At 57.1% G+C, this 26,784-nt stretch carries 18 protein-coding genes; 4 read left to right on the top strand and 14 right to left on the bottom strand.

Annotated features, from left to right (window positions below; genetic code table 11):
- The first annotated feature begins 10 nt into the window (after positions 1–10).
- The 3 genes from ABOC97_RS12875 to ABOC97_RS12865 all read left to right on the top strand — a co-directional run bounded on the left by ABOC97_RS12875 (position 11) and on the right by ABOC97_RS12865 (position 2,507).
- Complete coding sequence (locus ABOC97_RS12875; RefSeq protein ID WP_349598173.1) at positions 11–1,447, top strand: DUF4832 domain-containing protein; 1,437 nt, start codon at positions 11–13, stop codon at positions 1,445–1,447.
- 12 nt (positions 1,448–1,459) lie between these two features.
- On the top strand, positions 1,460–1,975 hold the full coding sequence (locus ABOC97_RS12870; RefSeq protein ID WP_349598170.1) for a serine acetyltransferase: 516 nt from the start codon (positions 1,460–1,462) through the stop codon (positions 1,973–1,975).
- A gap of 286 nt (positions 1,976–2,261) precedes the next feature.
- Positions 2,262–2,507, top strand: coding sequence for a hypothetical protein (locus ABOC97_RS12865; protein ID WP_349598168.1), 246 nt, complete (start codon positions 2,262–2,264; stop codon positions 2,505–2,507).
- 325 nt (positions 2,508–2,832) lie between these two features.
- Here ABOC97_RS12865 and urtE read toward each other — a convergent pair whose 3' ends face one another.
- The 9 genes from urtE to ABOC97_RS12820 form a co-directional block, all read right to left on the bottom strand.
- Positions 2,833–3,531 (bottom strand): urea ABC transporter ATP-binding subunit UrtE, encoded by a 699-nt coding sequence (urtE, locus tag ABOC97_RS12860; RefSeq protein ID WP_349598165.1) that lies wholly within the window; start codon positions 3,529–3,531, stop codon positions 2,833–2,835.
- Between the two features lies 1 nt (position 3,532).
- Positions 3,533–4,324 (bottom strand): urea ABC transporter ATP-binding protein UrtD, encoded by a 792-nt coding sequence (gene urtD, locus ABOC97_RS12855; RefSeq protein WP_349598162.1) that lies wholly within the window; start codon positions 4,322–4,324, stop codon positions 3,533–3,535.
- Complete coding sequence (gene urtC / locus ABOC97_RS12850; protein WP_349598159.1) at positions 4,317–5,393, bottom strand: urea ABC transporter permease subunit UrtC; 1,077 nt, start codon at positions 5,391–5,393, stop codon at positions 4,317–4,319. The genes urtD and urtC overlap by 8 nt, the downstream gene beginning before the upstream one ends.
- Positions 5,393–6,919, bottom strand: coding sequence for an urea ABC transporter permease subunit UrtB (gene urtB / locus ABOC97_RS12845; protein ID WP_349598156.1), 1,527 nt, complete (start codon positions 6,917–6,919; stop codon positions 5,393–5,395). Before urtB ends, urtC begins: the two co-directional genes overlap by 1 nt.
- A gap of 1,058 nt (positions 6,920–7,977) precedes the next feature.
- Positions 7,978–9,249 (bottom strand): urea ABC transporter substrate-binding protein, encoded by a 1,272-nt coding sequence (gene urtA, locus ABOC97_RS12840; RefSeq protein WP_061284542.1) that lies wholly within the window; start codon positions 9,247–9,249, stop codon positions 7,978–7,980.
- A gap of 56 nt (positions 9,250–9,305) precedes the next feature.
- The gene (locus tag ABOC97_RS12835) at positions 9,306–10,004 is read right to left on the bottom strand and encodes a GntR family transcriptional regulator (RefSeq protein WP_349598152.1); all 699 of its coding nucleotides are present in this window, start codon (positions 10,002–10,004) and stop codon (positions 9,306–9,308) included.
- 10 nt (positions 10,005–10,014) lie between these two features.
- Positions 10,015–13,632, bottom strand: a complete 3,618-nt coding sequence (gene uca, locus ABOC97_RS12830; RefSeq protein WP_349598149.1) for an urea carboxylase — start codon at positions 13,630–13,632, stop codon at positions 10,015–10,017.
- The gene (atzF, locus tag ABOC97_RS12825; RefSeq protein WP_349598146.1) at positions 13,625–15,424 is read right to left on the bottom strand and encodes an allophanate hydrolase; all 1,800 of its coding nucleotides are present in this window, start codon (positions 15,422–15,424) and stop codon (positions 13,625–13,627) included. The genes uca and atzF overlap by 8 nt, the downstream gene beginning before the upstream one ends.
- 280 nt (positions 15,425–15,704) lie before the next feature.
- The gene (locus ABOC97_RS12820) at positions 15,705–16,595 is read right to left on the bottom strand and encodes a siderophore-interacting protein (protein WP_349598143.1); all 891 of its coding nucleotides are present in this window, start codon (positions 16,593–16,595) and stop codon (positions 15,705–15,707) included.
- Between the two features lie 348 nt (positions 16,596–16,943).
- Between ABOC97_RS12820 and iutA the strand changes: the two genes are divergently transcribed.
- Entirely contained in the window at positions 16,944–19,145 is a 2,202-nt protein-coding gene (gene iutA / locus ABOC97_RS12815; protein ID WP_349598140.1) for a ferric aerobactin receptor IutA, read from the top strand.
- Between the two features lie 862 nt (positions 19,146–20,007).
- Here the strand turns inward: iutA and fdnI are convergent.
- From fdnI to ABOC97_RS12790, 5 genes are all read right to left on the bottom strand, one after another.
- Entirely contained in the window at positions 20,008–20,661 is a 654-nt protein-coding gene (fdnI, locus tag ABOC97_RS12810; protein WP_349598137.1) for a formate dehydrogenase-N subunit gamma, read from the bottom strand.
- Complete coding sequence (gene fdxH, locus ABOC97_RS12805) at positions 20,654–21,544, bottom strand: formate dehydrogenase subunit beta (protein ID WP_349598134.1); 891 nt, start codon at positions 21,542–21,544, stop codon at positions 20,654–20,656. Before fdxH ends, fdnI begins: the two co-directional genes overlap by 8 nt.
- A 12-nt stretch (positions 21,545–21,556) precedes the next feature.
- Entirely contained in the window at positions 21,557–24,607 is a 3,051-nt protein-coding gene (fdnG, locus tag ABOC97_RS12800; protein WP_349598131.1) for a formate dehydrogenase-N subunit alpha, read from the bottom strand.
- A 339-nt stretch (positions 24,608–24,946) separates the two neighbouring features.
- Complete coding sequence (locus ABOC97_RS12795; protein WP_349598128.1) at positions 24,947–25,507, bottom strand: NUDIX hydrolase; 561 nt, start codon at positions 25,505–25,507, stop codon at positions 24,947–24,949.
- A gap of 224 nt (positions 25,508–25,731) precedes the next feature.
- On the bottom strand, positions 25,732–26,295 hold the full coding sequence (locus ABOC97_RS12790) for a DJ-1/PfpI family protein (RefSeq protein WP_349598126.1): 564 nt from the start codon (positions 26,293–26,295) through the stop codon (positions 25,732–25,734).
- Positions 26,296–26,784 lie beyond the last annotated feature (489 nt).

The following is a 26,784-nucleotide window of genomic DNA, read 5'->3' as shown; positions in this document are numbered from 1 at the left end:
GGAGTGCACCATGCGCTGCCAGAAGACTCTCGGTTCAGGCAGAATCATCCCTCTTATCTTCGTGCTGGGCGCGCTGACCTTTGCCTCATCATCAGTCAACGCTCAAAGCGAAGAGAACCAAACCACCGTACAGCCTCACGCCATCAGCGGCCCGCTGACCAATCCCGGCATCGGGGTGGCGAGCTTTCACGATGGTTACGGTGAGCGCCTGCCGCATTCACGTTATCCGGATACCGGTATTGAGTATCAGCGGTTTTACTGGAGCGATCTCGAGCCGGTAGAAGGCCAATACAACTTCGCGCTGGTCGATAACGCTTTCGCCGTAGCGTCGCGCCACAGCCCGGCGATGAACGTGGGTCTGCGCGTTATGACGCTGGAAGAGCCGCAGTCCGGCTCGCGCATTCCCGCCTGGCTTATCAAAAAAGGCATCAAGGGCACCTGGACTGCGGACGGTAAAACGTTCGCCCCCGACCTCGACGACCCGGTCTTTATTGAGTATGCCCAAAAATTATTGAACGCATTGGGTAAACGCTATGACGGCAACCCTGAACTGGCCTATCTCGATATTGGCATGGTCGGTTCGTGGGGTGAGTGGCATAACAGCAACTTCCCGAATATCAAACCGCTGCTGGAACGCTACACCACAGCGCAGTTGAATCGCTATGTGGATATGCACTTTACCGCCTTCCCGCATACGCCGAAAATTATGTTGATAAGCGGCGGTGAAACGCTCGCCTACGCCGCGACAAAAGGCGCAGGCTGGCGCGCCGACTGCTGGGGCGACTGGCACAACTTCACTCCAGACTGGAGCCACATGCGCGATGATTACCCGCCGCGCCTCGCCGCCGCGCAGGCCATCGACCAGGGTTTCAACGACGCCTGGAAAAAAGCGCCGGTCAGTCTTGAGATTTGCGGCTACATGGCGGAGTGGCAGTCGATACAGCACTACACCCGCAAACAGGTCAAGGCGACGTTCAACTGGGCGCTCAAGCATCACGCCAGCACGCTGAACCTGAAATCCCGCGAAGTTCCGCCCAAATATCGCGACATTGTCGATAAGGCGCTGGAGAAAATCGGCTATCGCTTCCGCGTCACCTCATTGACCCACGATACCGTGCGTCATGCCGGACAACCGCTCACATTGACCACCCGGTGGTCCAACGAGGGCGTCGCCCCCATTTACCTGCGCTATCGCGTGGCCTGGCGACTGCAGGATGACAATGGAAAAACCGTCCAGCAATCGATGACCGACGATGATATCCGCCAGTGGCTGCCCGGCCAGCAGAGCACTCAGTTCACGCTGCCGGTACCGAAAACGCTCAAGCCGGGTCGTTATCATCTCGACGTCGCGTTTATCGATGAGTACCAGCGACCGCGCATCAAGCTCGCCAATGAAGGGCTGCGCACCGACGGCTGGTATCGCCTGTCGTTTGTCACTATTCAATAAGGAGGCCCAATAATGGCAACCAATATGCAACGCGCCTGGCGGGAAATTGCCGGGGCCGGTGCTTTAAAGTCAAAGCTGGTGATCCTGCTTTACCGCATGTCCACGCTCTGGCGTAGCCGCAACCCGCTGGCCAAACTGCTGGGACTGCCGTTTGTTATCCTCAATAAGCTGATTGCCGAATGTCTGTTTAGCGTTGAAATTCCGCACCACGCGCGTATTGGCTATGGGCTGAAGATTTTCCACCCGCACGCGGTGGTGATTGGCCGCGACGTGGTGATTGGCGAGAACTGCACGCTGCGCCAGGGGGTGACCATCGGCAATGTCACGCACCGCGACGGGCGCGTTAGCGCCAGCCCGGTATTGGGTAACGACGTGGAGTTTGGTGCCAATGCGGTGGTGATTGGCGCGGTGACCATTGGCGATGGGGCGACGATTGGCGCGGGGACCGTGGTGACGAAGGATCTGCCAGTGGGGGCGGTGGCCGTTGGCGCGGGGTTTAGGGTGCTGTCGTCACGGGGGGACGCATAGTCTCTGCGACTGGGCTCATATTTAGTTGCGGGGTGCAAGATTCCGTTCACTTGATGTTTGGTAGTTGAGTGCAAGATTCCGTTCACTTTATGTTTGGCAGAAAATGAAACAACTGCACCCGTGAACGGGCTAAGGGGGGCGCCGCGCCCCCCTTTGCAATCCCCGCGGCCCCGCGGCGAAATCGGTGCTTCGCACTGCGTTCGCCTGCGAACTCCAGCCTGCGGCACGGCTCAACTCGACGTAGTGTCTCGGTTCGCCTCAGTCCGCCATCCCTGGCGGCCTGACCTTGTCTTCCATTCTCCGGCTCACCGATTTCAAGCGGGGACTCATCGGTTCCAGCTATATTGGCGTTTTTTTAGCTGAAAAGTTGCAGCGATATTGGCGTTGGCTTTTAGCTGAAAACTTGCAGCAATATTGGCGTTGGCTTTTAGCTGAAAACTTGCAGCAATATTGGCGTTGGCTTTTAGCTGAAAAGTTGCAGCGATATTGGCGTTGGCTTTTAGCTGAAAACTTGCAGCGATATTGGCGTTAGCTTTTAGCTGAAAACTTGCAGCGACTTTAGGTGGCGTCTGAATCGCCGAGGCGTTGCCTGGAGGCCGGGGCAGCCCACAGGGATGTGGGCTGAGGGCGCGGCTTTACAGGGATGTTACCTCGCGCCCGACCCGGAAGCCGGAAGGCATAAGCTGAGGGTACCGCGAAGCGGCGATTCTGCCGCCAGAGCGCGGGGGTGCAGGGGGCGGCGGCGATTGGCCGCCCCCTGCGCGCTCCTTGCGCCATTCGGTAAATAGGGCATGTGATGAATAAGGAGCGCAACCGGCTGAAAAGTTGAACAGAATTTCACCCTCAACCGGCACCCATCAAATCGCCACCAAATGCCTAACCCCCTGCGCTTCCATCTCTTCCCCGCGCCCGCGCTGTACGATCGTGCCGCGCGACATCACCAGATATTGATCCGCCAGCTCGGCGGCAAAGTCATAAAACTGCTCGACCAGCAAAATCGCCATATCGCCGCGGTTGGCGAGGCTGCGGATCACCGCGCCGATCTCTTTGATCACCGACGGCTGGATCCCTTCGGTCGGCTCGTCGAGGATCAACAGCTGCGGTTTGCAGGCCAGCGCGCGGCCGATCGCCAGCTGCTGCTGCTGCCCGCCGGAGAGATCGCCGCCGCGCCGCTGCTTCATTTCGCGCAGCACCGGGAACAACTCATAGATTTCGTCCGGTACGCCTCTGGCCTGCGCGCCGGAAAAACGCGACAGACCCATCAACAGATTCTCCTCCACCGTCAGGCGCGGGAAAATCTCTCGCCCCTGCGGCACATAGGCAATTCCTTGCTGCACCCGCTGATGCGGCTTGCTGTTATTGATGATTTTTCCCTGCCAGTGAATGGTGCCGGACTTTGCCGGAATCAGCCCCATCAGGCACTTGAGCAGCGTGGTTTTCCCCACGCCGTTGCGCCCAAGCAGACAGGTAATTTCCCCCGGCGTGGTCTCAAATGACAGGCCGCGCAGAATATGGCTACCGCCGTAATACTGATTTAATTCATTAACCTGCAACATATTAGCGCCCCAGATAAACGTCGATAACCTGCTCGTTAGCCTGTACTTCACGCAGCGAGCCCTCGGCCAGCACCTGCCCCTGATGCAGCACGGTGACGTGGTCGGCAATGGTCTCGACAAAGCCCATGTCGTGCTCAACCACCATCAGCGAATGCTTGCCCGCCAGGGTGCGGAACAACTCGGCAATGTAGTCGGTTTCCGCATCCGTCAGCCCGGCGGCGGGTTCATCGAGCAGCAGTAAATGCGGCTCCTGTACCAGCAGCATGCCAATTTCCAGAAACTGTTTTTGTCCGTGCGAAAGCAGCCCCGACGGGCGCTGGCGATGCGCGGTCAGCCGCAGCAGCTCCAGCACTTCATCAATGCGATCCCGCTGCTCGCCGCTGAGCTTCGCCCGCAGACAGGTCCAGACGGATTTATCCATCTTCTGGGCGATTTCGAGGTTTTCGGTGACGCTGAGCGCCTCAAATACCGTCGGCTTCTGGAATTTTCGCCCAATCCCCGCCCGCGCAATCTCCACCGGAGACATCCCCATCAGGTCAATATTCTGGTCGTAGGTCACTTTGCCGTTATCAGGCCGGGTTTTGCCGGTGATGACATCCATCAGCGTGGTTTTTCCCGCGCCGTTGGGGCCAATCACGCAGCGCAATTCACCAACGCCAATCGACAACGACAAATTGGTCAGCGCCCGGAAAGAGTCAAAGGTGACGTTGATGTTTTCTAGCTGCAGCACCGGATCGGTGGTTCGGCGATAGCGATCCTGCGGCTGCGGCTGGGTGAACAGGGAATCAGTCATGCTTCCTCCGTTTGAGAAGACCAATCACGCCGCGCGGCAGGAACAGCGTGACGAGGATAAACATCAGCCCGAGGAAAAAGAGCCAGAAATCCGGGAAAGCGACGGTGAAGTAGCTTTTGGCACCGTTGACGATCCCCGCACCAAGAATCGGCCCAATCAGGGTGCCGCGCCCGCCCAACGCCACCCAGATGGCGGCTTCGATAGAGTTGGTTGGCGACATTTCGCTAGGGTTGATGATCCCCACCTGCGGCACGTACAGCGCGCCCGCCAGCCCGCACAGCACCGCCGAGAGCGTCCAGACAAACAGTTTGAAGCCTTTCGGATCGTAACCGCAAAACATCAGCCGGTTCTCCGCATCGCGCACTGCGGTCAGCACGCGGCCAAACTTGCTGCGCGTCAGCATCACGCCGATAGCCAGTGAACCAGCAAGCAGCAGCACGGTGGCCACAAACAGCGCAATTCGCGTGCCGGTAGCCGACACCGGAAAGCCCAGCAGCGTGGTGAAGCCGGTAAAGCCGTTGTTGCCGCCAAAGCCGGTTTCATTGCGGAAAAACAGCAGCATTCCGGCGTAGGTCAACGCCTGGGTCATAATCGAGAAATAGACGTCTTTAATCCGCGAGCGAAAAGCGAAGTAGCCAAACACCAGCGCCAGCAGTCCAGGCACGAGAATTATCAGGCACAGCGCCCAGGCAAAGTGCTGGGTGCCCGCCCAGAACCACGGCATGTCAGTCCATGAGAGAAAAGACATAAACGCTGGCATTCCGTCGCCTGCGGCCTGGCGCATCAGGTACATGCCCATCGCATAGCCGCCGAGCGCGAAGAACAAACCGTGCCCCAGCGACAGCAGCCCGGCATAGCCCCACACCAGATCCAGCGCTACCGCCACCACCGCGTAGCAGAGAATTTTGCCCAGCAGGGTTAGCGTGTAGGTGGAAATCGACAGCGGATTATCCGCCGGCAGCAGCGCGAAGAACGGCAGCACCAGCAGCGCCACCAGCACCAGAATAGCCAGCGAACCGGTAAGGCGCGGTGCACGACGCGCCAGAGTTAACGTAATAGGTTGGCTCATCAGTCAATTACCCGCCCTTTGAATGCGAACAGCCCCTGCGGCCGCTTCTGAATAAACAGCACGACAAACACCAGAATGGCGATCTTGCCCAGCACCGCACCGATTTGCGGTTCGAGAACTTTGTTCAGAACCCCCAGACCCAGCGCCGCCACCACGGTTCCCGCCAGTTGGCCTACGCCGCCGGTGACCACCACCAGGAAGGAGTCGATGATGTAGCCCTGTCCCAGCTCCGGTCCAACGTTGCCCAACTGCGACAGCGCCACGCCGCCCAGCCCGGCAATCCCCGAACCTAAACCAAAGGCCAGCATATCGACGCGCCCGGTCGGCACCCCGCAGCAGTCGGCCATGCGGCGGTTTTGCGTCACCGCGCGGACGTTCATCCCCAGTCGGGTTTTGTTGAGCAGCAGCCAGGTCAGCGCCAGTACGCCCACCACGAAGACAATCACCGCGATGCGGTTATACGGCAGCACCAGATTTGGCAGCACGCTCCAGCCGCCGGAGAGCCACGCCGGGTTGGCGACTTCCAGGTTTTGCGTACCGAACAGCACGCGTACCAGTTGAATCAGCATCAGGCTGATCCCCCAGGTCGCCAGCAGGGTTTCCAGCGGGCGACCATACAGGTGACGAATAATGGTGCGTTCGAGGATCATGCCTATCGCCGCGGTGATGAAGAAGGCTACCGGCAGCGCTACCAGCGGATACAGCGCCAGCCAGTCCGGGGCAAAACGTTGAAACAGGTTCTGCACCAGCCAGGTGGAGTACGCGCCGAGCATCAGCATTTCGCCGTGGGCCATATTGATAACGCCGAGCAGACCGTAGGTGATAGCCAATCCCAGCGCCGCCAGCAGCAGAATGGAACCGAGCGAAATTCCGCTAAACGCCTGTCCCAGCCAGTCACCCCACTTCAGGCGCTGCTGTACTTGTTTCAAGCTTTCCGCCGCCGCCGCACGCACCGCCGCATCGGGTTCATTTTGCGGCTGAGTCAACCGACTCAGGCTGCCCTGCACCTGCGGATCGTTAGATTCACCCAACAGCTTTACCGCGCTAAGACGCTGCTCGGCGCGAGGGTCGGAGAGCTGGAGATTAGCCAGTGCAGTTGCCAGCGCCGCCTTCACCTGCGCATCCGGTTCAGCGGCCAGACGCGCGGTCAGCATCGGTAGCTGGTCCTGCTGGGCGCCGTTTTGCAGGGTTAACGCCGCGCTCAGGCGTACTTTTTCGTCATCGCTCACCAGCTGATGCGCAGCCAGCGCGCTGGCGATAAGCCCGCGAATGCGGTTGTTCATAAAGACTTTTTTGCTGTTACCCGACGGCACAGCATTACCTTCCAGCGGCAGTAGTTTGCCGCCGCGCTCGCTAAACAATTGGCCCTGTTCATCGCTAACCACCGACTCACCGCTCAATGCTTCAAGCAGCGGCAGCCGCGAGGCCTGTGGGTCCGCCGCCCACTGCTGGAGCAATTTAGCCTGTTCGCTACGGCTGGCCTTGCCGTAATCGGCGGCAGGACCTGCCAGCGCCGAGGCGCTCATAAACAGGCTGCATAAAAGGAGAAAAGTGAAAGCGGGAAATAATACCGGCCGCTTTTTTCTCGTCATGATGTTCATCGTTGAATTCCTGTTGGTATACAAGATGGAATTCAATTAGCAAGCGCCATGCCAATAAGATAATGTGATGTTTTATAAAGAATTAATATAAAACCCTTCATTTTAAATAAATAACTGCGCACCGAAAGGGAACAGCGCCGCACGGTAATAGCGCAGCGAGCCATAGGAAAAATAAATATTAACGCGGGGAGGTAAAATAATAATTGATGATATTTGCCTGGCATTTTGTTATTCACCCATAATGACCTGCAGCGTGACATTGGGGGGGAATAATGATGGTTAGTTTTGCTCAAAATTCCGTTCACTTGATGTTTGGCAGTTGAGTGCGATATTCCGTTCACTTTATGTTTGGCAGAACATGAAACAACTGTATCCGTGAACGGGCTAAGGGGGGCGCCGCGCCCCCCTTTGCAATCCCCGCGGCCCCGCGGCGAAATCGGTGCTTCGCACTGCGTTCGCCTCCGAACTCCAGCCTGCGGCACGGCTCAACTCGACATAGTGTCTCGGTTCGCCTCAGTCCGCCATCCCTGGCGGACTGACCTTGTCTTCCATTCTCCGGCTCACCGATTTCAAGCGGGGACTCATCGGTTCCAGCAATATTGACGTTTTTTTTAGCTGAAAAGTTGCAGCGATATTGGCGTTGGCTTTTAGCTGAAAACTTGCAGCGACTTTAGGTGGCGTCTGAATCGCCGAGGCGTTGTCTGGAGGCCGGGGCAGCCCACAGGGATGTGGGCTGAGGGCGCGTTTTACAGGGATGTTACCTCGCGCCCGACCCGAAAGCCGGAAGGCATAAGCTGAGGGTACCGCGCAGCGGCGATTCTGCCGCCAGAGCGCGGGGGTGCAGGGGGCGGCGGCGATTGTCCGCCCCCTGCGTGCTCCTTGCGCCGTTCAGGTTAAATGGCAGGTGGTAAACCAGGAGCGCAACCGGCTAGCAAGCCGAACGGAGTTTCTCTCGTAGCGGGCAATGATTAACCATTGCCCAACTACTTCCCGCCCGTCTTCACCGGCGTATCCGGCTTCTTATCATTACCGGCGATATACGGGCTCCACGGCTGCGCGCGTACCGGCTTATCGGTATTCCACACCACGTTGAACTGACCGTTCTCTTCGATTTCGCCAATCATCACCGGCTTATGCAGGTGGTGGTTGGTGGCGTCCATAGTCAGCGTGAAGCCGCTCGGCGCGGCAAAGGTCTGCCCGGCCATCGCCGCGCGCACTTTGTCAACGTCGGTGGTGCCCGCTTTCTCAACCGCCTGCGCCCACATATGAATGCCAACGTAGGTCGCTTCCATCGGATCGTTAGTCACTACGGTATCAGCGTTCGGCAGCTTGTGTGCCTTAGCGTAGGCGCGGTAGTCGGCAACGAATTTGGCATTCACCGGATTGGTGACCGATTCAAAGTAGTTCCATGCCGCTAAATGCCCGACCAGCGGTTTGGTATCAATGCCGCGCAGCTCTTCTTCACCGACGGAGAACGCCACCACCGGTACGTCGGTCGCTTTGATGCCCTGGTTCGCCAGCTCTTTGTAGAACGGCACGTTGGAGTCGCCGTTGATGGTCGAGATCACCGCCGTTTTTCCACCTGCGGAGAATTTCTTAATATTGGAAACAATGGTCTGGTAATCGCTGTAGCCAAACGGCGTGTAGACCTCTTCGATATCTTTATCCTGCACGCCTTTGGAGTGCAGGAAGGCGCGCAGGATCTTGTTAGTGGTGCGCGGATAGACGTAGTCGGTGCCGAGCAGGAAGAAGCGCTTCGCGCTGCCGCCGTCTTCACTCATCATGTATTCCACCGCCGGGATCGCCTGCTGGTTCGGCGCCGCTCCGGTGTAGAAGACGTTTGGCGACATCTCTTCGCCTTCATACTGCACCGGATAGAACAGCAGGCCGTTCAGCTCTTCAAACACCGGCAGCACCGATTTACGCGATACCGATGTCCAACAGCCAAAGACCACGGCGGTTTTATCCTGCGTCAGCAGCTGGCGCGCTTTTTCGGCGAACAGCGGCCAGTTGGAGGCCGGGTCAACCACCACCGGTTCGAGCTTCTTGCCCAGCACCCCGCCCTTGGCGTTGATCTCATCAATGGTCATCAGCGCCACGTCTTTCAGCGGCGTTTCGGAAATGGCCATCGTGCCGGAAAGGGAGTGCATGATCCCCACTTTAATGGTGTCTGCTGCGTACGCCTGCAAAGAGAAGCCCATGCTCAAAAAGGTGGCCGATAGGGCAAATGCTTTCAGTAAAGAACGTCTTTTCATGACCAAAACCCCTAAATGATATTGAGTAATAACGGTTTTCCCATCATGCGATGGGCTTAAGGTGAAACGGGTTGTAAACGTGCCTGCTGCAGCCGGTGTAAGGTTATTTTTCGGACCTCGGCTTTACTCTGCGAGATATGCGCAGTGAGGATCCGCTGCGCCTCCTCGGTTTGCTGTTGTGCTATCGCCCGCAATACCTGGGCGTGTTCGCTGTAGGTGGCATCAACGCGATCCTCGCGGGTGAAGTCGAGGTGGCGAATAATGCGCATCTTCTCGGTGAGAGAGACATGCACGCGGGCCATCTCCGCGTTGCCGGTGGCGCTGACCAGCGCGGTATGAAACGCTTCATCGTGACGCGACAGCGTCTTGCCCGGCGGCATCTGCGGCGCGTCGCACCAAAAGGCAATTAGCGGCGCCAGATGATCGGCGCGTGCGGCGGACGGCATGGCGCAAAGCCGCTTCACCGCCTCCATCTCCAGCACGATGCGAAAATCGTACAGCGCTTCGAAATAGGTAAAATCGAACGGTTTCACCTGCCAGCCGCTGCGCGAATAAACCTGCACATAGCCTTCGTGCTCCAGCCAGAACAGCGCCTGGCGAACCGGGGTGCGGCTGGCCGACATGCGCTCGGAGATCTCGTTTTCGCTAAAGTGCTCGCCGGGCATCAGACGGAAATCGAAAATGTCGTTTTTCAATTCCAGATAGATGCGCTCGGCCAGCCCTACCGCGCGCTGTTTGTCGTTGCTTTGCGCCATATGCCGCTCCTTATTCCAGCCACAGCAAGGCGTCGCCTGGGCTCACCGGGCGGCCCGGCTGACAGCCAATGCGCTTCACCACGCCCGCCTGCGGCGCGCTGATTGCCAGCTCCATCTTCATCGCTTCGACGATAATCAGGGTCTGCCCGGCTTCCACCGTATCGCCGGGCTTCACCAGCACCTTCCAGATGTTGCCGTTCATATCCGCCGTCACCGCCAGCGCGTCGTCATCAACGGCCTCGCTCTGCTCCGGCACCAGGATTTCCGCGATCTCCTGCTGGTCATCAAGGTACCAACGCTCCACTTCCGCCTCAAACGCCGCGGACTGAAGCTGGCGGAACCGGGCAATTTCGTCGGCGTTAGCGTCGAGGAATTGCAGATGCGCCGGGAAGTCGAACACCGTCTCTTCGATGCGCACGGCGGCGCGGCCTTCACGGAAATCTTCACGCAGCTGGTCCAGCTCCGCTTCGCTAACCGGGTAGAAACGCACCTGGTCGAAGAAACGCAGCAGCCACGGCTCGCCGCTGTTGAACTGGTCGTTTTTAAGGAACTTATTCCAGATAGGCAGCGTGCGCCCAACCAGCTGATAGCCGCCGGGAGAGTCCATGCCGTAGATGCACATGTACATGCCGCCAATCCCTACGGTGCCTTCAGCGGTGAAGGTGCGCGCCGGGTTGTATTTAGAGCTCAGCAGACGATGGCGCGGATCAATCGGCACCGCGCACGGCGCGCCGAGGTACACATCGCCCAATCCCAGAATCAGATAGCTGGCATCAAACAGCGTCTCCATCACCGCTTCGCGGCTCGGCAGACCGTTGATGCGCTGAATGAAATCGACGTTGTTCGGCAGCCACGGCGCGCTGGCGCGTACGGTGTCGGCGTAGCGGCTGACCGCATCCAGCGTGGCGCTGTCTTCAAAAGCCATCGGCAGATGAACGATGCGCGACGGCACTTTCATCTGCGTGACGTCGCCAATTCGCGCCTCCTGCTCCAGCAGCAACGCCACCAGCGCCTGTTGGCTGATTTCGCGGCTGTCGTAGCGCACCTGCAGTGAACGCACGCCGGGTGAAAGCTCCTTAATCCCCGGATGCGCGCGCTCGCGCAGGTGTTGCATCAGCACGTGAACCCGCAGGCGCAGCGCCAGATCCAGCACGTTTTCGCCGTACTCAATCAGGATGTAGTTGTCGCCCGCCTGGCGATAAACAATTGCCGGAGTACTGAATGTCGCCGGCAGCGACACCAGACCGGCAGCAGATACCCCATCGCGGTCGGCGAGCGACGGCACGGCGAATTCAGCAAGGCTCGTGGTTTGCAGCGTCTCAACGCTGCGGTCCATTGCTTTCTCCCGCGCCACCGCATCCTCAACGCTAATCGGGAAGAAGCGAATGCGGTCGCCCGGTTTCACCTGCCCGACCTTCCACAACTCGGCTTTGGCGATAGTCACCGGGCAGACAAAACCGCCGAGGCTTGGGCCATCGCGGGTGAGGATCACCGGGAAATCGCCGGTGAAGTTGATTGCCCCAATCGCGTACTCGCAGTCGTGAACGTTGGACGGATGCAGCCCCGCTTCGCCGCCGTTCGGCCGCGTCCAGCTTGGCTTCGGCCCGACTAAACGCACGCCGAGGCGGTTGGAGTTGTAGTGCACCTGCCAGTCGCTGGCAAAGAACTCGTCGATAGACTCCTGGGTGAAGAAGTCCGGCGCGCCATGCGGCCCGTAGAGTACGCCAATGCGCCAGACTTCACCGTAGGTCGGAATCAGCGCGCGGGAGAGCGCTTTCGGTTCACTGACCGGCGCAGGCGTCGTGCAGGCCGTAAGCTCTGGCCGAGAGATCGGCAGCAGGTCGGCCACTTTCAGCGTGCGACCGGCGTGCCCGCCAAACTGCCCCAGCGCAAAGGTGGAGCGACTGCCGAGATATTCCGGCACATCGAGTCCATTACGCACCGCCAGATAAGCGCGACAGCCCGCCTGCGCGCGGCCCAGCGCCAGCGTTTGCCCGGCGCTCACCGAAACAGGCTGCCACAGGGCGACCGCTTCACCGTCAAGCGTCGCCTGACAGTCGGCCCCGGTCAGGGCAATCAGCGCATCGCTGTGAAACTGCAGCACCGGCCCCTGCAGGGTAAACTCCAGCCCGGCCGCCGATTCATGGTTGCCGACAATGCGGTTAGCCAGGCGGAAGGCAAAATCATCCATCGGCCCGGACGGCGGCACGCCGATATCCCAGTAGCCCTGACGGCCAGGATAATCCTGCACGCTGCTCCAGGTGCCCGGTTGAATGACTTCAATCACCGGCGATGTCGCAACCACGCTGTCGAGCATTCGCGTCCAGGCGGTACCGTTAACAAAAGCCTCGCTGGCGGTGATTTGCCGCAGGTAGTCGAGGTTGGTGGCGATGCCATGCAGGCGCGTGGCGGCGAGCGCGCTCTGCAATTTGGCTAGCGCGGCGTCGCGCGTTGGCGCATGCACAATCAGCTTGGCGATCATCGGGTCATAAAACGCCGACACTTCGCTGCCGGTGGTCACGCCGGTATCGATGCGCACATCGTCCGGGAAGGCCACGTCGGTTAAAACGCCGGGGCTAGGCTGGAAGTTTTTCAGCGGGCTTTCGGCGTAGATACGCACTTCAATAGCGGCCCCCTGCGGCGCCTGCGCCAGACGCGCCCAGTCGATAGGCTCATCGGCCGCCACGCGCAGCATGCACTCCACCAGATCCAGCCCGGTGACGGATTCCGTGACCGGATGCTCCACCTGCAGGCGAGTGTTGACCTCAAGGAAATAGAACGCATCAAGCGCCGCATCGTAGATAAACTCCACCGTCCCGGCACTGCGATAGTTCACCCGTTTGCCCAGTTGCACCGCCGCGGCCAGCAGCGCGGCGCGGGTGGCGGCAGGAAGATTAGGCGCAGGAGTCTCTTCGACAACCTTCTGATTGCGGCGCTGCAGCGAACAGTCACGCTCGCCGAGGGCGACCACGTTACCTTTGCCGTCGCCAAAAATCTGCACTTCGATATGACGGGCGCGATCCACACAGCGCTCGACAAACACGCCCGCGTCGCTAAAGAATTGTTCCCCCAGGCGGCGCACGCTTTCCCACGCCTGAGACAGCGTGTCGGCGTCAGCACAGCGCGTGAGGCCAATCCCGCCGCCGCCGGCGGTGCTTTTCAGCATCACCGGATAGCCAATCTCCTGCGCCGCCTTTAACGCTTCATCCAGGCTGTTAAGCAAACCGGTGCCAGGCGTCATTGGCACACCGGCTTCTGAGGCAAGCTCGCGGGCACGGTGTTTTAAGCCAAACTCGCCAATTTGCTGCGCGGTGGGGCCGATAAAGACAATTCCCGCCTGTTCACAGGCGTCGGCAAACGGCAGGCTTTCGGAGAGAAAACCGTATCCCGGCCAGATAGCCTGCGCCCCGCTTTCATGCGCGGCAGCGATAATTTTGTCGATTTTCAGGTAGCTGTCGCTGGCTTTCTCACCGCCCAGCGCCAGGGCGATATCCGCCTGTTTAACGTGTTCGGCATTTTTATCGGCGTCGGAATAAACCGCCACGCTGGTGATGCCGAGGCGCTTCAGCGTTCGAATAGCGCGGCAGGCAATTTCACCGCGGTTGGCAATCAGCACGGTATTAAACATGGCGGTTCTCCTTACGGGCAATCCAGTGGCGCCAGCCCTTAAATTCGGTAATGTCGGTGGCGTCGTTGAGCGCCGCCGGTTCACAAATAAAGCCTTTCACCCAGCGACCATCGCTGAGCTCCAGCGAGCCAATCCCCAGCGGGGCCGGGATTTCCGCGACAAACTCACCAAAGCGCGCTAGCGGGATATCCCACAGCTCTACTTCAATCGCCGCCCCTGCGGTATCGCGGGCAATGCCCGGCTTCTGCGGCTGGGTGTTGGCCAGCGCGTATAGGCGGTAGTTCGGCGCGGTGTGCGTGGCTTCGACAAACGCCGCATCGCGGGTGGTCAGCTGGAAGTTGAGCGGCATACCGCGCAGGTGTGCACCAACCACCGCCACGCGGACGTGATGAGGTGACGAGGCAAGCGTTGCATGCGCGGTAAAAGGCAGCCCGGTCGCCCCCAGCGGAAGCGCCAGCTGCTGCTGCCAGCGCAGACCAAAATCGGCCAGCGCGCGGTCGTGCCACGCCGGAGCAATCAGGGTGATGCCTGCCGGTAAACCGTCATCGCGCAGCGGTGCCGGCAGCGCCAGCGCGCTGAGATCCGCGAGATTGGTGAAGTTGGTGTAGGTGCCAAACTGCGAGTTGAAGCGAATAGGCTCCTGCTTCATCTCTTCGAGGGTGTGAATGGTCGGCGAGGTCGGAACCACCAGCGCGTCCACGTCGGCCAGCGCCTGGTTGATTTTTTGCGCCAGCTCGGCGCGCAGGTATTCGGCCTTAAAGGCATCCACCGCGCTGTAGTTCAGGCCTGCGGAGACAATGGTGTAGACGGTCGGGTCCATCTGCTCCGGGTGCTGGAGCATATCGCCCACCGCCGCCGTGCGCTCCGCCACCCACGGCCCCTGATAGAGCTGTTCTGCCAGCTGCGAGAAGGCTGAGAAATCGATAGGCCGTAGCGTCGCACCGCCGTCGCACAGCGCATCAAGCGCCTTTTCCCATGCCGCCTGCGCCTGGGTGTCACCGAAGAAATTGAGGATTTCCGGAATAGCTAACACCGGTTTTTGCGGCAGCGCGGCGGGAGCGGTTGCCGGGTTGCTGCGGGAGTAGGCATCTTCCGGATCGACTCCGCCCGCCAGCGAGGCGATGTAAAACGCGTCATCCACGGTCAAGGCAAACACCGACAGGGTGTCGTTCAGACGACAGGCAGGCACCACGCCTTTGGCCGACAGCCAGCCTTTGGTCGGCTTGAGCCCGACGATGTTGTTAAATCCGGCTGGGACGCGCCCGGAACCGGCGGTATCGGTGCCGAAGGCAAACGGCACCAGGCCGCGAGCCACCACCGAAGCCGAGCCGGAGCTGGAGCCGCCGCTGACGTAATCGGCGTTAAAAGTATTGGCAACCGCGCCGTACGGAGAACGCGTGCCAACAAGCCCGGTGGCAAACTGGTCCAGATTAGTTTTGCCAATCACAATCGCCCCGGCGGCTTTCAGCCGGGCCACGGCGGTCGCATCCTGTTTAGCAATATATTCAAATGCCGGACAGGCGGCCGTGGTCGGCCAACCGGCCACGTCGACGTTATCTTTTACCGCAAACGGAATGCCGAATAATGGCAGCGCATCGGGGTTATCCCGATAGCGCGGAATTAACGCGTCCCACTGCGCCTGCAATTGGGTCTCGCTGGCAATCATCAGCCAGGCGTTATCCTCAATAGAAAGGGTATGAATATGTTCTTTTAATAATGTCAGAACCGCGTCGCTATTTTTCGCAATCAGCTGACGCCATGCGGCCAGTGTCTTACCGGTCATTAATGCCATCGTTGAATTCCTGTTGGTATACAAGATGGAATTCAATTAGCAAGGCCCATGCCAAATAATTAATTAGTTGTTTTATAAAGATTTAGAGCAGAATTTAAAAACAATAAAAATATTTATCGCACCGTCAAAGGACATGTCCGCGCAATAATAGTGCAAACCGTCATAGGAAAAATAAATAGCTAAATAAGCGAGCCAGAATAAACCATGATGAAAATACCCGCATGAATTTAAATATTATCCATACGGGTATTTTAGGGGAAACGTCTTCCGTTATTACGCTCTAGCGCACGCGGCCTTTGGCCCAGTAGGCCATAAAGTTTATCGCGTCCTGCTCCACGCCTCGTTCGCCAATCAGGTAGCGACGTAGCCGTTTGACGACCGTTGATTCTGCCGCCACCCAGCCATAGAAATCGCCGTTCGCCGTGGTGGCTTTATCCCACAGCAGCTCCCCTTCGGCCTCTTCCTTCACGCTTCCGGCACCATCGCTTTCCGGCAGCCGGGCCAGCAGCTTCACGGCGCTGAGCAGGCATTCTCCGTGCGCGGCGGCCAGCGGTTGACGCGGCAACCAGTGCACCGTCGCAAAATCGAACGCGGTTAAATCAATGCAGTCGCCCTGCTCTGGCACTTCAAAAAACGCCTGCACCTGCGGAGGATTAGCCTGACCCGCGAGCATTTCAAGGATCCCACGCGCCGCCGGCAGCGCCGTTTCATCAGCCACGATCAGGGCGCGGCGCAAAGTCGCCGGCGGCGTCCATTCATAGCCGCCGCTGTCTTCAGCCTGCGCGGCATTAGGGGCCACAATTTGCAGCGCATCACCCGCTTTGGCGTTGATGGCCCAGGCGGAAGCAGGCCCTTCGGTGCCGTGGCGGACAAACTCCACCGTCACTTCCCGACGCGCAGGATCAACATGGCGCAGCGTGTAGGTGCGGACAATTGGCCGCTGATCTTTGGGGATCGCCAGCAGCGTTGGATACCACTCGCCCTCCACCGGCAGCGATGGCGGCGTACCGTCCTCAGCGGGAAACAGCATTTTTATCCGCTGATCCGGCGAGTCAGATTTCATCTGCGCGACATCCTCACCGCTAAAGACCAGGCTCAGCAAGGAAGGTGAGACCTCACGCTTACGCGCTAATCGCACGTTGAACAGACGATAACCTGGAACCACAGCCATAAATTTTTCCTTACGCGTGAAGGGGCAAGCTCAGCTACTCGGTGAAAACTATCCACCTGATTTTGCTGAAATACTCTGCAGCTTTAAGCCGAAAAAAACCATTGTGAATGGGACAAAGACAGCGCCAACCCGTCAACGGTCTTTAATCAACTCTCATAATTAGTATTGATAATGAGAAATATTATCGACAATATTCGCATTACCACAACTGATATAAGCCCATGAATTATTCATGGTTTATATATTCCATCCCGGCCACCGCGATGGGCATACGCGGCACAACGCTGCATCTTTAACTCACTGAGCCGCATTTTTGGGCCGATGTTTGTCGGCCCGTGCGCAGGAATAATGATGATTACCAAAAAACATACCCTCTGGGCGCTAAATCCGCTGCTGCTTGCCATGATGGCTCCCGCCGTGGCGCAGCAAACCGATGATGAATCGATGGTGATTTCCGCCAGCCGCAACAACCGCACCGTCGCCGAAATGGCGCAAACCACCTGGGTGATTGAAAACGCCGAACTGGAACAGCAGATCCAGGGCGGTAAAGAGCTCAAGGACGCGCTGGCGCAGCTGATCCCCGGCCTCGACGTCAGCAGCCAGAGCCGTACCAACTACGGCATGAACGTGCGTGGCCGCCCGCTGGTAGTGCTGATTGACGGCGTGCGCCTCAACTCTTCGCGTACCGATAGCCGCCAGTTGGACTCCATTGACCCGTTCAATATCGAGCACATCGAAGTCATCTCCGGCGCGACGTCGCTGTACGGCGGTGGCAGTACCGGAGGGCTTATCAATATCGTGACCAAAAAAGGTCAGCCGGAAACCCAGGTGGAGTTTGAAGCGGGCAGCAAAAGCGGCTTTAACAGCAGCAAAGATCACGATGAACGCATTGCCAGCGCCATCTCCGGCGGCAATGACCACATCTCCGGGCGTATGTCGGTGGCCTATCAGAAATTTGGCGGCTGGTACGATGGCAACGGCGATGCCACCCTGCTGGACAACACCCAAACCGGCTTGCAGTACTCCGATCGACTGGACATCATGGGCACCGGCACGCTGAATATTGATGAGACTCAGCAGCTCCAGCTGGTGAGCCAGTACTATAAGAGCCAGGGCGATGATGATTACGGCCTGAATCTGGGGAAAAACTTCTCGGCGCTGAGCGGAGCCACTAAGCCCTACGTCAGCGGCGGGCTGAGCTCCGACCGCATTCCCGGTACTGAACGTCATCTGATGAGTCTGCAGTACTCCAACAGCGATTTCCTCGGCCAGGAGCTGGTGGGCCAGGTTTACTATCGCGATGAGTCGCTGAAGTTCTATCCCTTCCCTTCCATGAACAAGAGTAACCAGCTCACCGCCTTCTCGTCATCCCAGCAGGAAACCAATCAGTACGGCGCGAAGCTGACCCTGAACAGCACGCCGCTGAACGGCTGGCAGCTCACCTACGGGCTGGATGCCGATCATGAGCGTTTTACCTCTAACCAGATGTTCTTCGACACAGCTAAAGCTAACGCCTCCGGTGGGCTAAACAACCAGCAGATTTACACCACCGGACGCTATCCGTCGTACGATATCAGCAACCTGGCGGCGTTCCTGCAGTCCAGCTATGACATCAACGAGATCTTCACCTTAAGCGGCGGCGTGCGTTATCAGTACACCGAGAGCAGTATTGATAACTTCATTGGCTACGCCCAGCAGCAACAGATTGCCGCAGGCACGGTAAAATCCGCCGATGCCATCCCGGGCGGTTCAACCGATTACGACAACTTCCTGTTTAACGCCGGTCTTCTGATGCACCTGACCGAACGTCAGCAGACGTGGTTTAACTTCTCGCAGGGCGTTGAGCTACCGGACCCGGGTAAATACTACGGTCGCGGCGCTTACGGTACGGCGGTCAACGGGCACTTACCGCTGACCAACAGCGTCAATGTGGACGACAGCAAGCTTGAAGGGATCAAGGTCAACTCCTATGAGCTGGGCTGGCGCTATACCGGCGACAACCTGCGCACCCAGCTGGCGGCGTACTACTCGCTGTCGGATAAAAACGTGCAGGCGAATAAAGACCTGACCATCAGCATCATTGACGATAAGCGCCGCATTTACGGCGTGGAAGGCGCTGTGGACTACTTTATTCCGGATACCGACTGGAGCACCGGCGGTAACTTCAACGTGCTGAAAACCGAGTCGAAGGTGGATGGTAGCTGGCAGAAATATGATGTGAAGATCGCCAGCCCATCGAAAGCCACCGCCTATATTGGCTGGGCGCCGGATCCGTGGAGCCTGCGCGTGCAGAGCACCACGTCATTTAAAATCCGCGATGAGGCCGGTAATCAGCTTGATGGTTACACCACCATCGACTTGTTAGGCAGCTACCAGCTTCCGGTTGGCAAGCTGAGCTTCAGCGTGGAAAACCTGTTCGACCGCGACTACACCACGGTTTGGGGACAGCGCGCACCGCTGTACTACAGCCCGGCATCCGGCCCGGCGTCGTTGTATGATTACAAAGGTCGTGGGCGGACGTTTGGGGTGAATTACTCGGTGCTGTTCTGAGTACAAAGTTTCGTTCACTGGATGTTTGGTAGAACATGAAATATCGGCACCCATGAACGGGCTAAGGGGGCGCGCGCCCCTTTGCAATCCCCGAAGTTTTTGGCAGTTGGGTGCGATATTCCGTTCACTTTATGTTTGGCAGAACATAAAACACCTGCACCTGTGAACGGGCTAAGGGGGGCGCCGCGCCCCCCTTTGCAATCCCCGCGGCCCCGCGGCGAAATCGGTGCTTCGCACTGCGTTCGCCTCCGAACTCCAGCCTGCGGCACGGCGAAACTCGACGTCGTGTCTCGGTTCGCCTCAGTCCGCCGTCCTGGCGGACTGACCTTGTCTTCCCTTCTCCGGCTCACCGATTTCAAGCGGGGACTCATCGGTTCCAGCAATATTGGAGTTTGTTTTTAGCTGAAAACTTGCAGCAATATTGGCGTTTTTTTTAGCTGAAAAATTGCAGCAATATTGGCGTTTTTTTTAGCTGAAAAATTGCAGCAATATTGGCGTTTTTTTTAGCTGAAAAGTTGCAGCGATATTGGCGTTTACTTTTAGCTGAAAACTTGCAGCGACTTTAGGTGGCGTCTGAATCGCCGAGGCGTTGTCTGGAGGCCGGGGCAGCCCACAGGGATGTGGGCTGAGGGCGCGTTTTACAGGGATGTTACCTCGCGCCCGACCCGGAAGCCGGAAGGCATAAGCTGAGGGTACCGCGCAGCGGCGATTCTGCCGCCAGAGCGCGGGGGTGCAGGGGGCGGCGGCGATTGGCCGCCCCCTGCGCGCTCCTTGCGCCATTCAGATCATATTGTGGAGACTGGAAAGGAGCGCAACCGGCTGGAAAGTTGAATGAAATATCACTTAACTGACAGCCCCCCGGCTACGACGCCTTTTCATTTTCCTTCTGCTGCTCAGCAGCTTCAACTTCACGATACCAGCGCGGATGGTGTTTCTTCGCCCAGCGGCGGCTAACTTTGCCTTCAATCATCCCCTCAATCGACCCTTTCACCCAGAACGCCATATACATATGAATCAGAATGGCGTGGATAAGCACGATGGCGGCCGTCGCATGAATCAGTAAACTCCAGCGCACCACGGCAATCGGGAAATAGTGGGTAAAGTAAGGCCGCCAGATGATAACGCCGGTAGCCAGCAGGACAAAAATCAGGCTCATGATGCTCCAGAACATCATCTTCTGACCGGCGTTATATTTGCCGACATCCGCCACTTTATGTTCGTTGCCCTTCAGTACTTCAACAATCCCTTTGATCCACGGGAGATCCTGCTTATCGGGAATGTTGTGGTGCACAAAACGGACGAACATAAACATCAGCACGACAAAAATCATCACCCCGAAGAACGGGTGCAAAATCCGCCCCATCTGCGGCGTACCGAAGGTTTCGGTCAACCATTGTAGCGTCGGGAAGAACAGCGCAATCCCCGAAAGCGACACCAGGAAGAAGCTAATCACCACCGTCCAGTGGCAGGCACGGTCGATAAATTTGGTGCGCAGAATCATCTTGCTCTTACTCATGACCGTTCTCCTCGTCTTCATCGTCATCCGTCTCTTTGTTCGGCCCCACGCCCACGTAGTGGTATATCAGCCCGGCAAAGGTGGCGATAAATCCGGCCGCGGAGAGCGGCTTGAGAATGCCTTTCCACAGATTCACCGGCGCGGCGATTTTCGGATCGTCCGGCAGATTGTGGTACAGCGAAGGCTGGTCCGCGTGGTGCAGCACGTACATCACATGAGTCCCGCCGACCCCTTGCGGGTTGTAGATTCCCGCATTGGCATAGCCGCGTTTTTTGAGCTGCATAACGCGGTTTTCGGCGACGTTGAGCATCTCCTTTTTGCTGCCAAACTGGATGGCCCCGGTCGGACAGGTTTTCACGCAGGCCGGTTCCTGGCCGACGCTGACCCGGTCAACGCACAGCGTACATTTGTAGACACGATTATCGTCAGGATTGAGGCGCGGAATGTTGAACGGACAACCGGCAATGCAGTAGCCGCAGCCAATGCAGTGCTCAGATTGAAAATCGACAATTCCGTTGGCGTACTGAATAATCGCCCCGGCGGATGGGCAAGCTTTCAGGCAGCCAGGGTCCGCGCAGTGCATACAGCCGTCTTTGCGAATTAACCATTCCAGCTTGTCATTCTGGGTGGTTTCGCTAAAACGCATCACCGTCCAGGATTTGGCGCTGAGATCGGTTGGGTTATCGTACACGCCGTGGCAGTAGCCCACCTCATCGCGAATATCGTTCCACTCGGAACAGGCCACCTGGCAGCCTTTGCAGCCGATGCAGGTGGTAACGTCGATAAGTTTTGCCACTTCGACGCGGTAATCGCGCGCATGGGGCGGCGGCGTAATGCCGTTGGTCGCCGAACGCTTGATAATATCTTGTGATTGCATAGCCATGAGTTCTCTCCCTTATGCCCGCTCAACGTTAACCAGAAACGCTTTGTATTCCGGCGTTTGTGAGTTGGCATCGCCGACCGACGGCGTCAGCGTGTTGGCAAGAAAACCTTTGCGCGTTGCCCCTTCAAAGCCCCAATGACAGGGAATGCCAATGGTATCGACCTGCTTACCGTCTATCGTCAACGTTTGCAGACGTTTGGTGACCACCGCTTTGGCTTTGATAAAACCGCGCTTCGACATCACTTTCACCGTGTCGCCTGGCGCAATGCCTTTTTTACTCGCCAGCGCTTCACCGATTTCGATGAACTGGTCGGGCTGAGCGATAGCGTTCAGCAACGCGTGCTTGGTCCAGTGACGGAACAGCTCCGTGATGGAGTAAGTGGTCGCCACGTAAGGGAAAGCACCCGCCTTGCCCATATTGGCAATGTCACCATGGTAGATACGCGCCACCGGGCTGGAGATAACCTCCGGATGCAGCGGGTTGGTTCCAATCGGCGATTCAATCGGTTCGTAATGTTCCGGGAATGGACCATCGTTCATTTTGTCGATGGAGAACAGACGCGCGACGCCTTCCTGGTTCATGATGAACGGCCCAACGTTGCTGCCCGGAGCCGCCTGACTGTAATCGGCGACGTCCATACCGGCCCATTTTTGACCGTTCCAGTGCAGCAGCGCACGTTTCGCATCCCACGGTTTTCCCGCCGGGTCTGCGGACGCACGGTTGTAGAGAATGCGGCGGTTTGCTGGCCATGACCACGCCCAGCCCGGCGTACAGCCCAAGCCGTACGGATCGCTGTTATCGCGATTGGCCATCTGGTTGCCCTGTTCCGTCCAGCTACCGCAGTACACCCAGCAGAAGCTGCTGGTCGAACCGTCATCGCGAAGCTGGGCAAAGCTGCTGAGCTGCTGGCCTTTTTTGGCGATGAGCTGCCCTTTATCATCATAAAGATCCACCAGCGCCACCCCATTTCCCTCGCGGGCAATCTCTTCAGGATGCGGATCGTATGGGTCTTTATAATCCCAGCTCATATTAAGCAGCGGTTCAGGATTGGCCCCGCCTTCCTGCTGATACAGCTCGCGCAGGCGCATGTACAGGCGACCAAGAATTTTAGCATCGTGCAGCGCTTCGCCCGGTGGCTCGGCAGCCGCCCAGTGCCACTGCAACCAACGCCCGGAGTTGGCAATCGAACCGTCTTCTTCAGCAAAACAGGATGACGGCAGGCGGAAAATTTCAGTCTGGATATCTTCCGGCTTCACGTCGTTCATTTCGCCGTGATGCTGCCAGAAGTTTGAGGACTCGGTCGCTAGCGGATCGATAACCACCATGTACTTCAGTTTTGCCAGCGCGCGCGAGGATTTGTTTTTATCCGGGAACGCCGCCAACGGGTTGAAGCCCTGCACGATGTAGCCGTTAATTTTGCCTTCCAGCATCAGCTCGGCCTGGGTCATTACGTCGTACAGACGGTCCCATTTCGGCAGCCAGTCGTAGCCCCAATTATTTTCTGCCGTGGCGTGGTCGCCCCAGAAGCTTTTCATCATGCTGACGAAGAATTTCGGCGTATTTTGCCAGTAGTTCACTTCGTTCACGCCAAGCGATGGCGGAGTGATTTGGGAAATATAGGTCTGATAGTCAGGCTGTTTTTCAGACGGCAGCGGCATGTAGCCTGGGAGATTGGTCGATAGCAGGCCAAGGTCGGTATAACCCTGAATATTCGAGTGACCGCGCAGCGCATTCACGCCGCCGCCCGCCATACCAATATTGCCCAGCAGCAGCTGGAGCATTGCGGCGGCGCGGATAATCTGTGCCCCGGCGGAGTGGTGCGTCCAGCCCAGCGCATAGAGAATGGTCGCGGTGCGGTCCGGCACGCTGGTGCTGGCGAGAATTTCGCAGATACGTTTAAAGTCCGCCACCGAGGTGCCGCACAGGCGGTTAACCATTTCCGGCGTGTAGCGTTCGACGTGGGCTTTTAACAGATTCCACACGCAGCGAGGGTGACTTAGGGTTTCATCACGCAGCGCATTGCCCTGTTCATCCAGCTGATAGAACCAGCTCGATTTATCGTACTGGCGTTTTTTCGCGTCGTAGCCGCTGAACAGGCCGTCGTTAAACTGGTAGTCATCGCGAATAATCAGGCTGGCATTGGTGTAGTGGCGCACATATTCATGCTGCACGCGGTCATTTTCCAGCAGGTAGCGAATCACGCCCAGCAGGAATGCAGTGTCGGAGCCCGCGCGAATAGGTGCGTAGAGATCGGCCACCGCGGCGCTGCGGTTGAAACGTGGATCGACCACCACCACGGTGGCGTCGTTTTTGGTCTGCGCTTCAATCACCCACTTGAAGCCAACCGGGTGCGCTTCCGCCGCGTTGCCGCCCATGATCAGCACCACGTTGGCGTTTTTGATATCCACCCAGTTGTTGGTCATTGCGCCGCGACCGAAGGTTGGCGCCAGCGCCGAGACGGTCGGCCCGTGGCACAGGCGCGCCTGGCAGTCGATGGCCACCATCCCCAGACTGCGGGTAAATTTACCGTCGAGAATCCCGGTTTCATTACTGGCGGCGGAGGAACAGAGCATGCCGGTCGTGGTCCAGCGGTTGACGGTCAGCCCCTGGGCGTTCTTCTCAATAAAGTTCGCATCACGGTCGTCTTTCATTAATCGCGCAATCCGATTAATTGCGTCGTCCCAGCTAATGCGCTGCCATTTATCCGAACCCGGCGCACGGTATTCGGGATACTGCAGACGGTTTTCGCTGTGAATATAATCCAGCACACCCGCGCCTTTCGGGCACAGCGAACCGCGACTCACCGGATGATCCGGATCGCCTTCAATATGGTAGATACTTTCTTTAACGTTTTTGGCGGTATCGCCAAGGCTGTACATCAGCATGCCGCAACCTACCGAGCAGTAGGTACAGTTATTACGCGTCTCTTTTGCTTTTAAGAGTTTGTATTGACGGGTTTCCGCGTGAACGGAAAAAGATGATAAAAATCCGAGAGATGCAACAGTGGTTCCTGCCATACCGCCCGCGCAGATTCGAAAGAACTGCCTCCGGCTGAGCTCCATGTATCCTCCAGCTTAAACTTAAGACATGAAAAGGGATGGAGATTATAAGGTTAATTCGAACAGGAGACCATTACTCTTATAGGGTTATTGATAGAGCGCAATATTTGGAATATTGCCAGCGTTGAATAAATTGATCGTGACTGAGGCTCGCGGTTAATTTAATAACGAAATAAATAATTATTAATTTAAACTATTAAATCTATAAATAATAACTCATATAAAGCAATGTATTGAAAATGCCATACGCCGATACATTAACGAGGGCATGCCCACGCGTTGAATACAAACCCAGCGCTGCAGGCATTCGCTCGCATAGCCACACTAGCGCATGTCCAGCGGTTACTGGCTGGAGGACTCATCAATCTGCTGTTTAGCGCTCGCTAACAAAAACGCGGCGACCGATGTCGCATCGCTAATTTTACCTGCCAGGATTAACGCTCTGAAATCGGCAATTTTCATTTTTTTGACCGTCAGACCGTATTCTTCTGCATCCAGCTGCTGGCCGCTAAACGTCAACTGCGTGGCGAGATAGATATGGTATCCCTGTGCAGAATAGCCCTGCGCCAGCTTCTGATATCCGACATACTCCAGCTTGCCAGCGCTGAGGCCCGTTTCTTCTTTCAACTCTCCGGCGGCAACGTCTTCAGGCGCGGCGGTGGGTGACGTTTCCCAACTCCCCTGCGGCAACTCAAGCGTTCTCACCCCCAGCGGATAACGAAACTGCTCCACCACAAAAATCTCGTCATTGTGCAGGGGAATAATGACGACAAAGTCTCCCTTTTCAACCACAGAGTAGATCCCCTCGCTGCCATCGGCTCTCTGGACGTGGTCTTCTTTGAGCGCCATCCAGCGGTTACGGTAAATCTCTTTGCTAGCCAGCGTTTTTATCTCGGCGCTCATGGGCATTATCCTTATTCGGCTAAAGGTCTGACGTCAAAATCGGCGCTCGCGTCAGATACATTCGCCCATATCATTAAAGAATAAAGTGAATCATGTCTAGCCAACGGATGTGCCTGAACGGATAAATAAGACAATGTGCAACCGAAATTCGCTTCTGAATATACCGCGGGGTTTACTGTCGCCCGGAAGCGTCGGTAAACCTTGCGGATATACCGGGTTCACATTTACTTCATTAAGACTTCAACAAATTTCGCCAGCCATTGCGGATGCGCAGGCCATGCCGGTGCGGTCACCAAGTTGCCATCGACGTGCGCCTGGTCGATGCCGATATCCGCGTACTGCCCGCCGCTGAGGCGAATTTCAGGCGCACAGGCCGGATAAGCGCTGCATGTGCGGTTAGCTAACACTCCGGCTGCCGCCAAAAGCTGGGGGCCATGGCAAACGGCAGCGATGGGTTTACCCGCCGAGTTGAAATCCTGCACCAGTTTAATGACCTCCGGGTTCAGCCTTAAATATTCCGGTGCCCGTCCACCGGGGATCAGCAGCGCATCATAATCCGCCGCCCGCGCCGCGCTAAAATTCGCATTGAGGGTAAAACGGTGGCCCGGTTTTTCACTGTAGGTCTGCGCCCCGTCGAAATCATGAATAGCGGTTTGCACATAGTCGCCTTCGCTTTTATCCGGACAAACAGCATCAACGCGGTGGCCTAACATTTTAAGCGCCTGAAAAGGCACCATGGTTTCATAATCTTCGACATAGTCGCCGACCAGCATCAGGATCTTTTTCATTAATCTGCCCCACTTATGGTGATGAAGATGAGAAGTAACGGCCATCTTTACTATAGCCAATGCGCCAGGGGCCACTTTTAAACGCGCCATCAATTCAACAGAATATTCGGTTAGATCACACTCTGTGTGATGCCAGCTCACCGCTAAACAGAGAGATAAATATAAATTATATATAAATATATAGTTGAGTAATTTTAATAAGCTGCTTAAATCCGGATGATATAAAAGGATGCCGATTGCATCTTATTATTCCTATGCTATATTCCGCCTGAAATTTAGCGCCGTATTTATTATTATATATTTAATAAATAACAGCGTTTCTTATTTATCATCTATTATTGTATTCACCGTTAATCAGGTGAATAAACATAAAAGGTTTTCCTATGTTAACAAGGGAAGGTGCGAACAAGTTCCTGATATGAGATCATCATATTCATCCGGAGCGCATCCCAGAGGGACATCATGAGCCATCAACTCACCTTCGCCGAT

The organism is Kluyvera huaxiensis, assembly GCF_040149365.1.
GTDB classification, from domain to species: Bacteria; Pseudomonadota; Gammaproteobacteria; order Enterobacterales; family Enterobacteriaceae; genus Kluyvera; species Kluyvera intermedia_A.
The sequence above is the reverse complement of the archived record's forward strand: the minus strand, read 5'-3'. Positions and strand labels throughout refer to the sequence as shown.

Bases quoted from the DNA above. Each gene is read 5' to 3' on its own strand.
- ABOC97_RS12875 (WP_349598173.1), top strand. From the start codon at position 11: ATGCGCTGCCAGAAGACTCTCGGTTCAGGCAGAATCATCCCTCTTATC.
- ABOC97_RS12870 (WP_349598170.1), top strand. From the start codon at position 1,460: ATGGCAACCAATATGCAACGCGCCTGGCGGGAAATTGCCGGGGCCGGT.
- urtE (WP_349598165.1), bottom strand. From the start codon at position 3,531: ATGTTGCAGGTTAATGAATTAAATCAGTATTACGGCGGTAGCCATATT.
- urtD (WP_349598162.1), bottom strand. From the start codon at position 4,324: ATGACTGATTCCCTGTTCACCCAGCCGCAGCCGCAGGATCGCTATCGC.
- urtC (WP_349598159.1), bottom strand. From the start codon at position 5,393: ATGAGCCAACCTATTACGTTAACTCTGGCGCGTCGTGCACCGCGCCTT.
- urtB (WP_349598156.1), bottom strand. From the start codon at position 6,919: ATGAGCGCCTCGGCGCTGGCAGGTCCTGCCGCCGATTACGGCAAGGCC.
- urtA (WP_061284542.1), bottom strand. From the start codon at position 9,249: ATGAAAAGACGTTCTTTACTGAAAGCATTTGCCCTATCGGCCACCTTT.
- ABOC97_RS12835 (WP_349598152.1), bottom strand. From the start codon at position 10,004: ATGGCGCAAAGCAACGACAAACAGCGCGCGGTAGGGCTGGCCGAGCGC.
- uca (WP_349598149.1), bottom strand. From the start codon at position 13,632: ATGTTTAATACCGTGCTGATTGCCAACCGCGGTGAAATTGCCTGCCGC.
- atzF (WP_349598146.1), bottom strand. From the start codon at position 15,424: ATGGCATTAATGACCGGTAAGACACTGGCCGCATGGCGTCAGCTGATT.
- ABOC97_RS12820 (WP_349598143.1), bottom strand. From the start codon at position 16,595: ATGGCTGTGGTTCCAGGTTATCGTCTGTTCAACGTGCGATTAGCGCGT.
- iutA (WP_349598140.1), top strand. From the start codon at position 16,944: ATGATGATTACCAAAAAACATACCCTCTGGGCGCTAAATCCGCTGCTG.
- fdnI (WP_349598137.1), bottom strand. From the start codon at position 20,661: ATGAGTAAGAGCAAGATGATTCTGCGCACCAAATTTATCGACCGTGCC.
- fdxH (WP_349598134.1), bottom strand. From the start codon at position 21,544: ATGGCTATGCAATCACAAGATATTATCAAGCGTTCGGCGACCAACGGC.
- fdnG (WP_349598131.1), bottom strand. From the start codon at position 24,607: ATGGAGCTCAGCCGGAGGCAGTTCTTTCGAATCTGCGCGGGCGGTATG.
- ABOC97_RS12795 (WP_349598128.1), bottom strand. From the start codon at position 25,507: ATGAGCGCCGAGATAAAAACGCTGGCTAGCAAAGAGATTTACCGTAAC.
- ABOC97_RS12790 (WP_349598126.1), bottom strand. From the start codon at position 26,295: ATGAAAAAGATCCTGATGCTGGTCGGCGACTATGTCGAAGATTATGAA.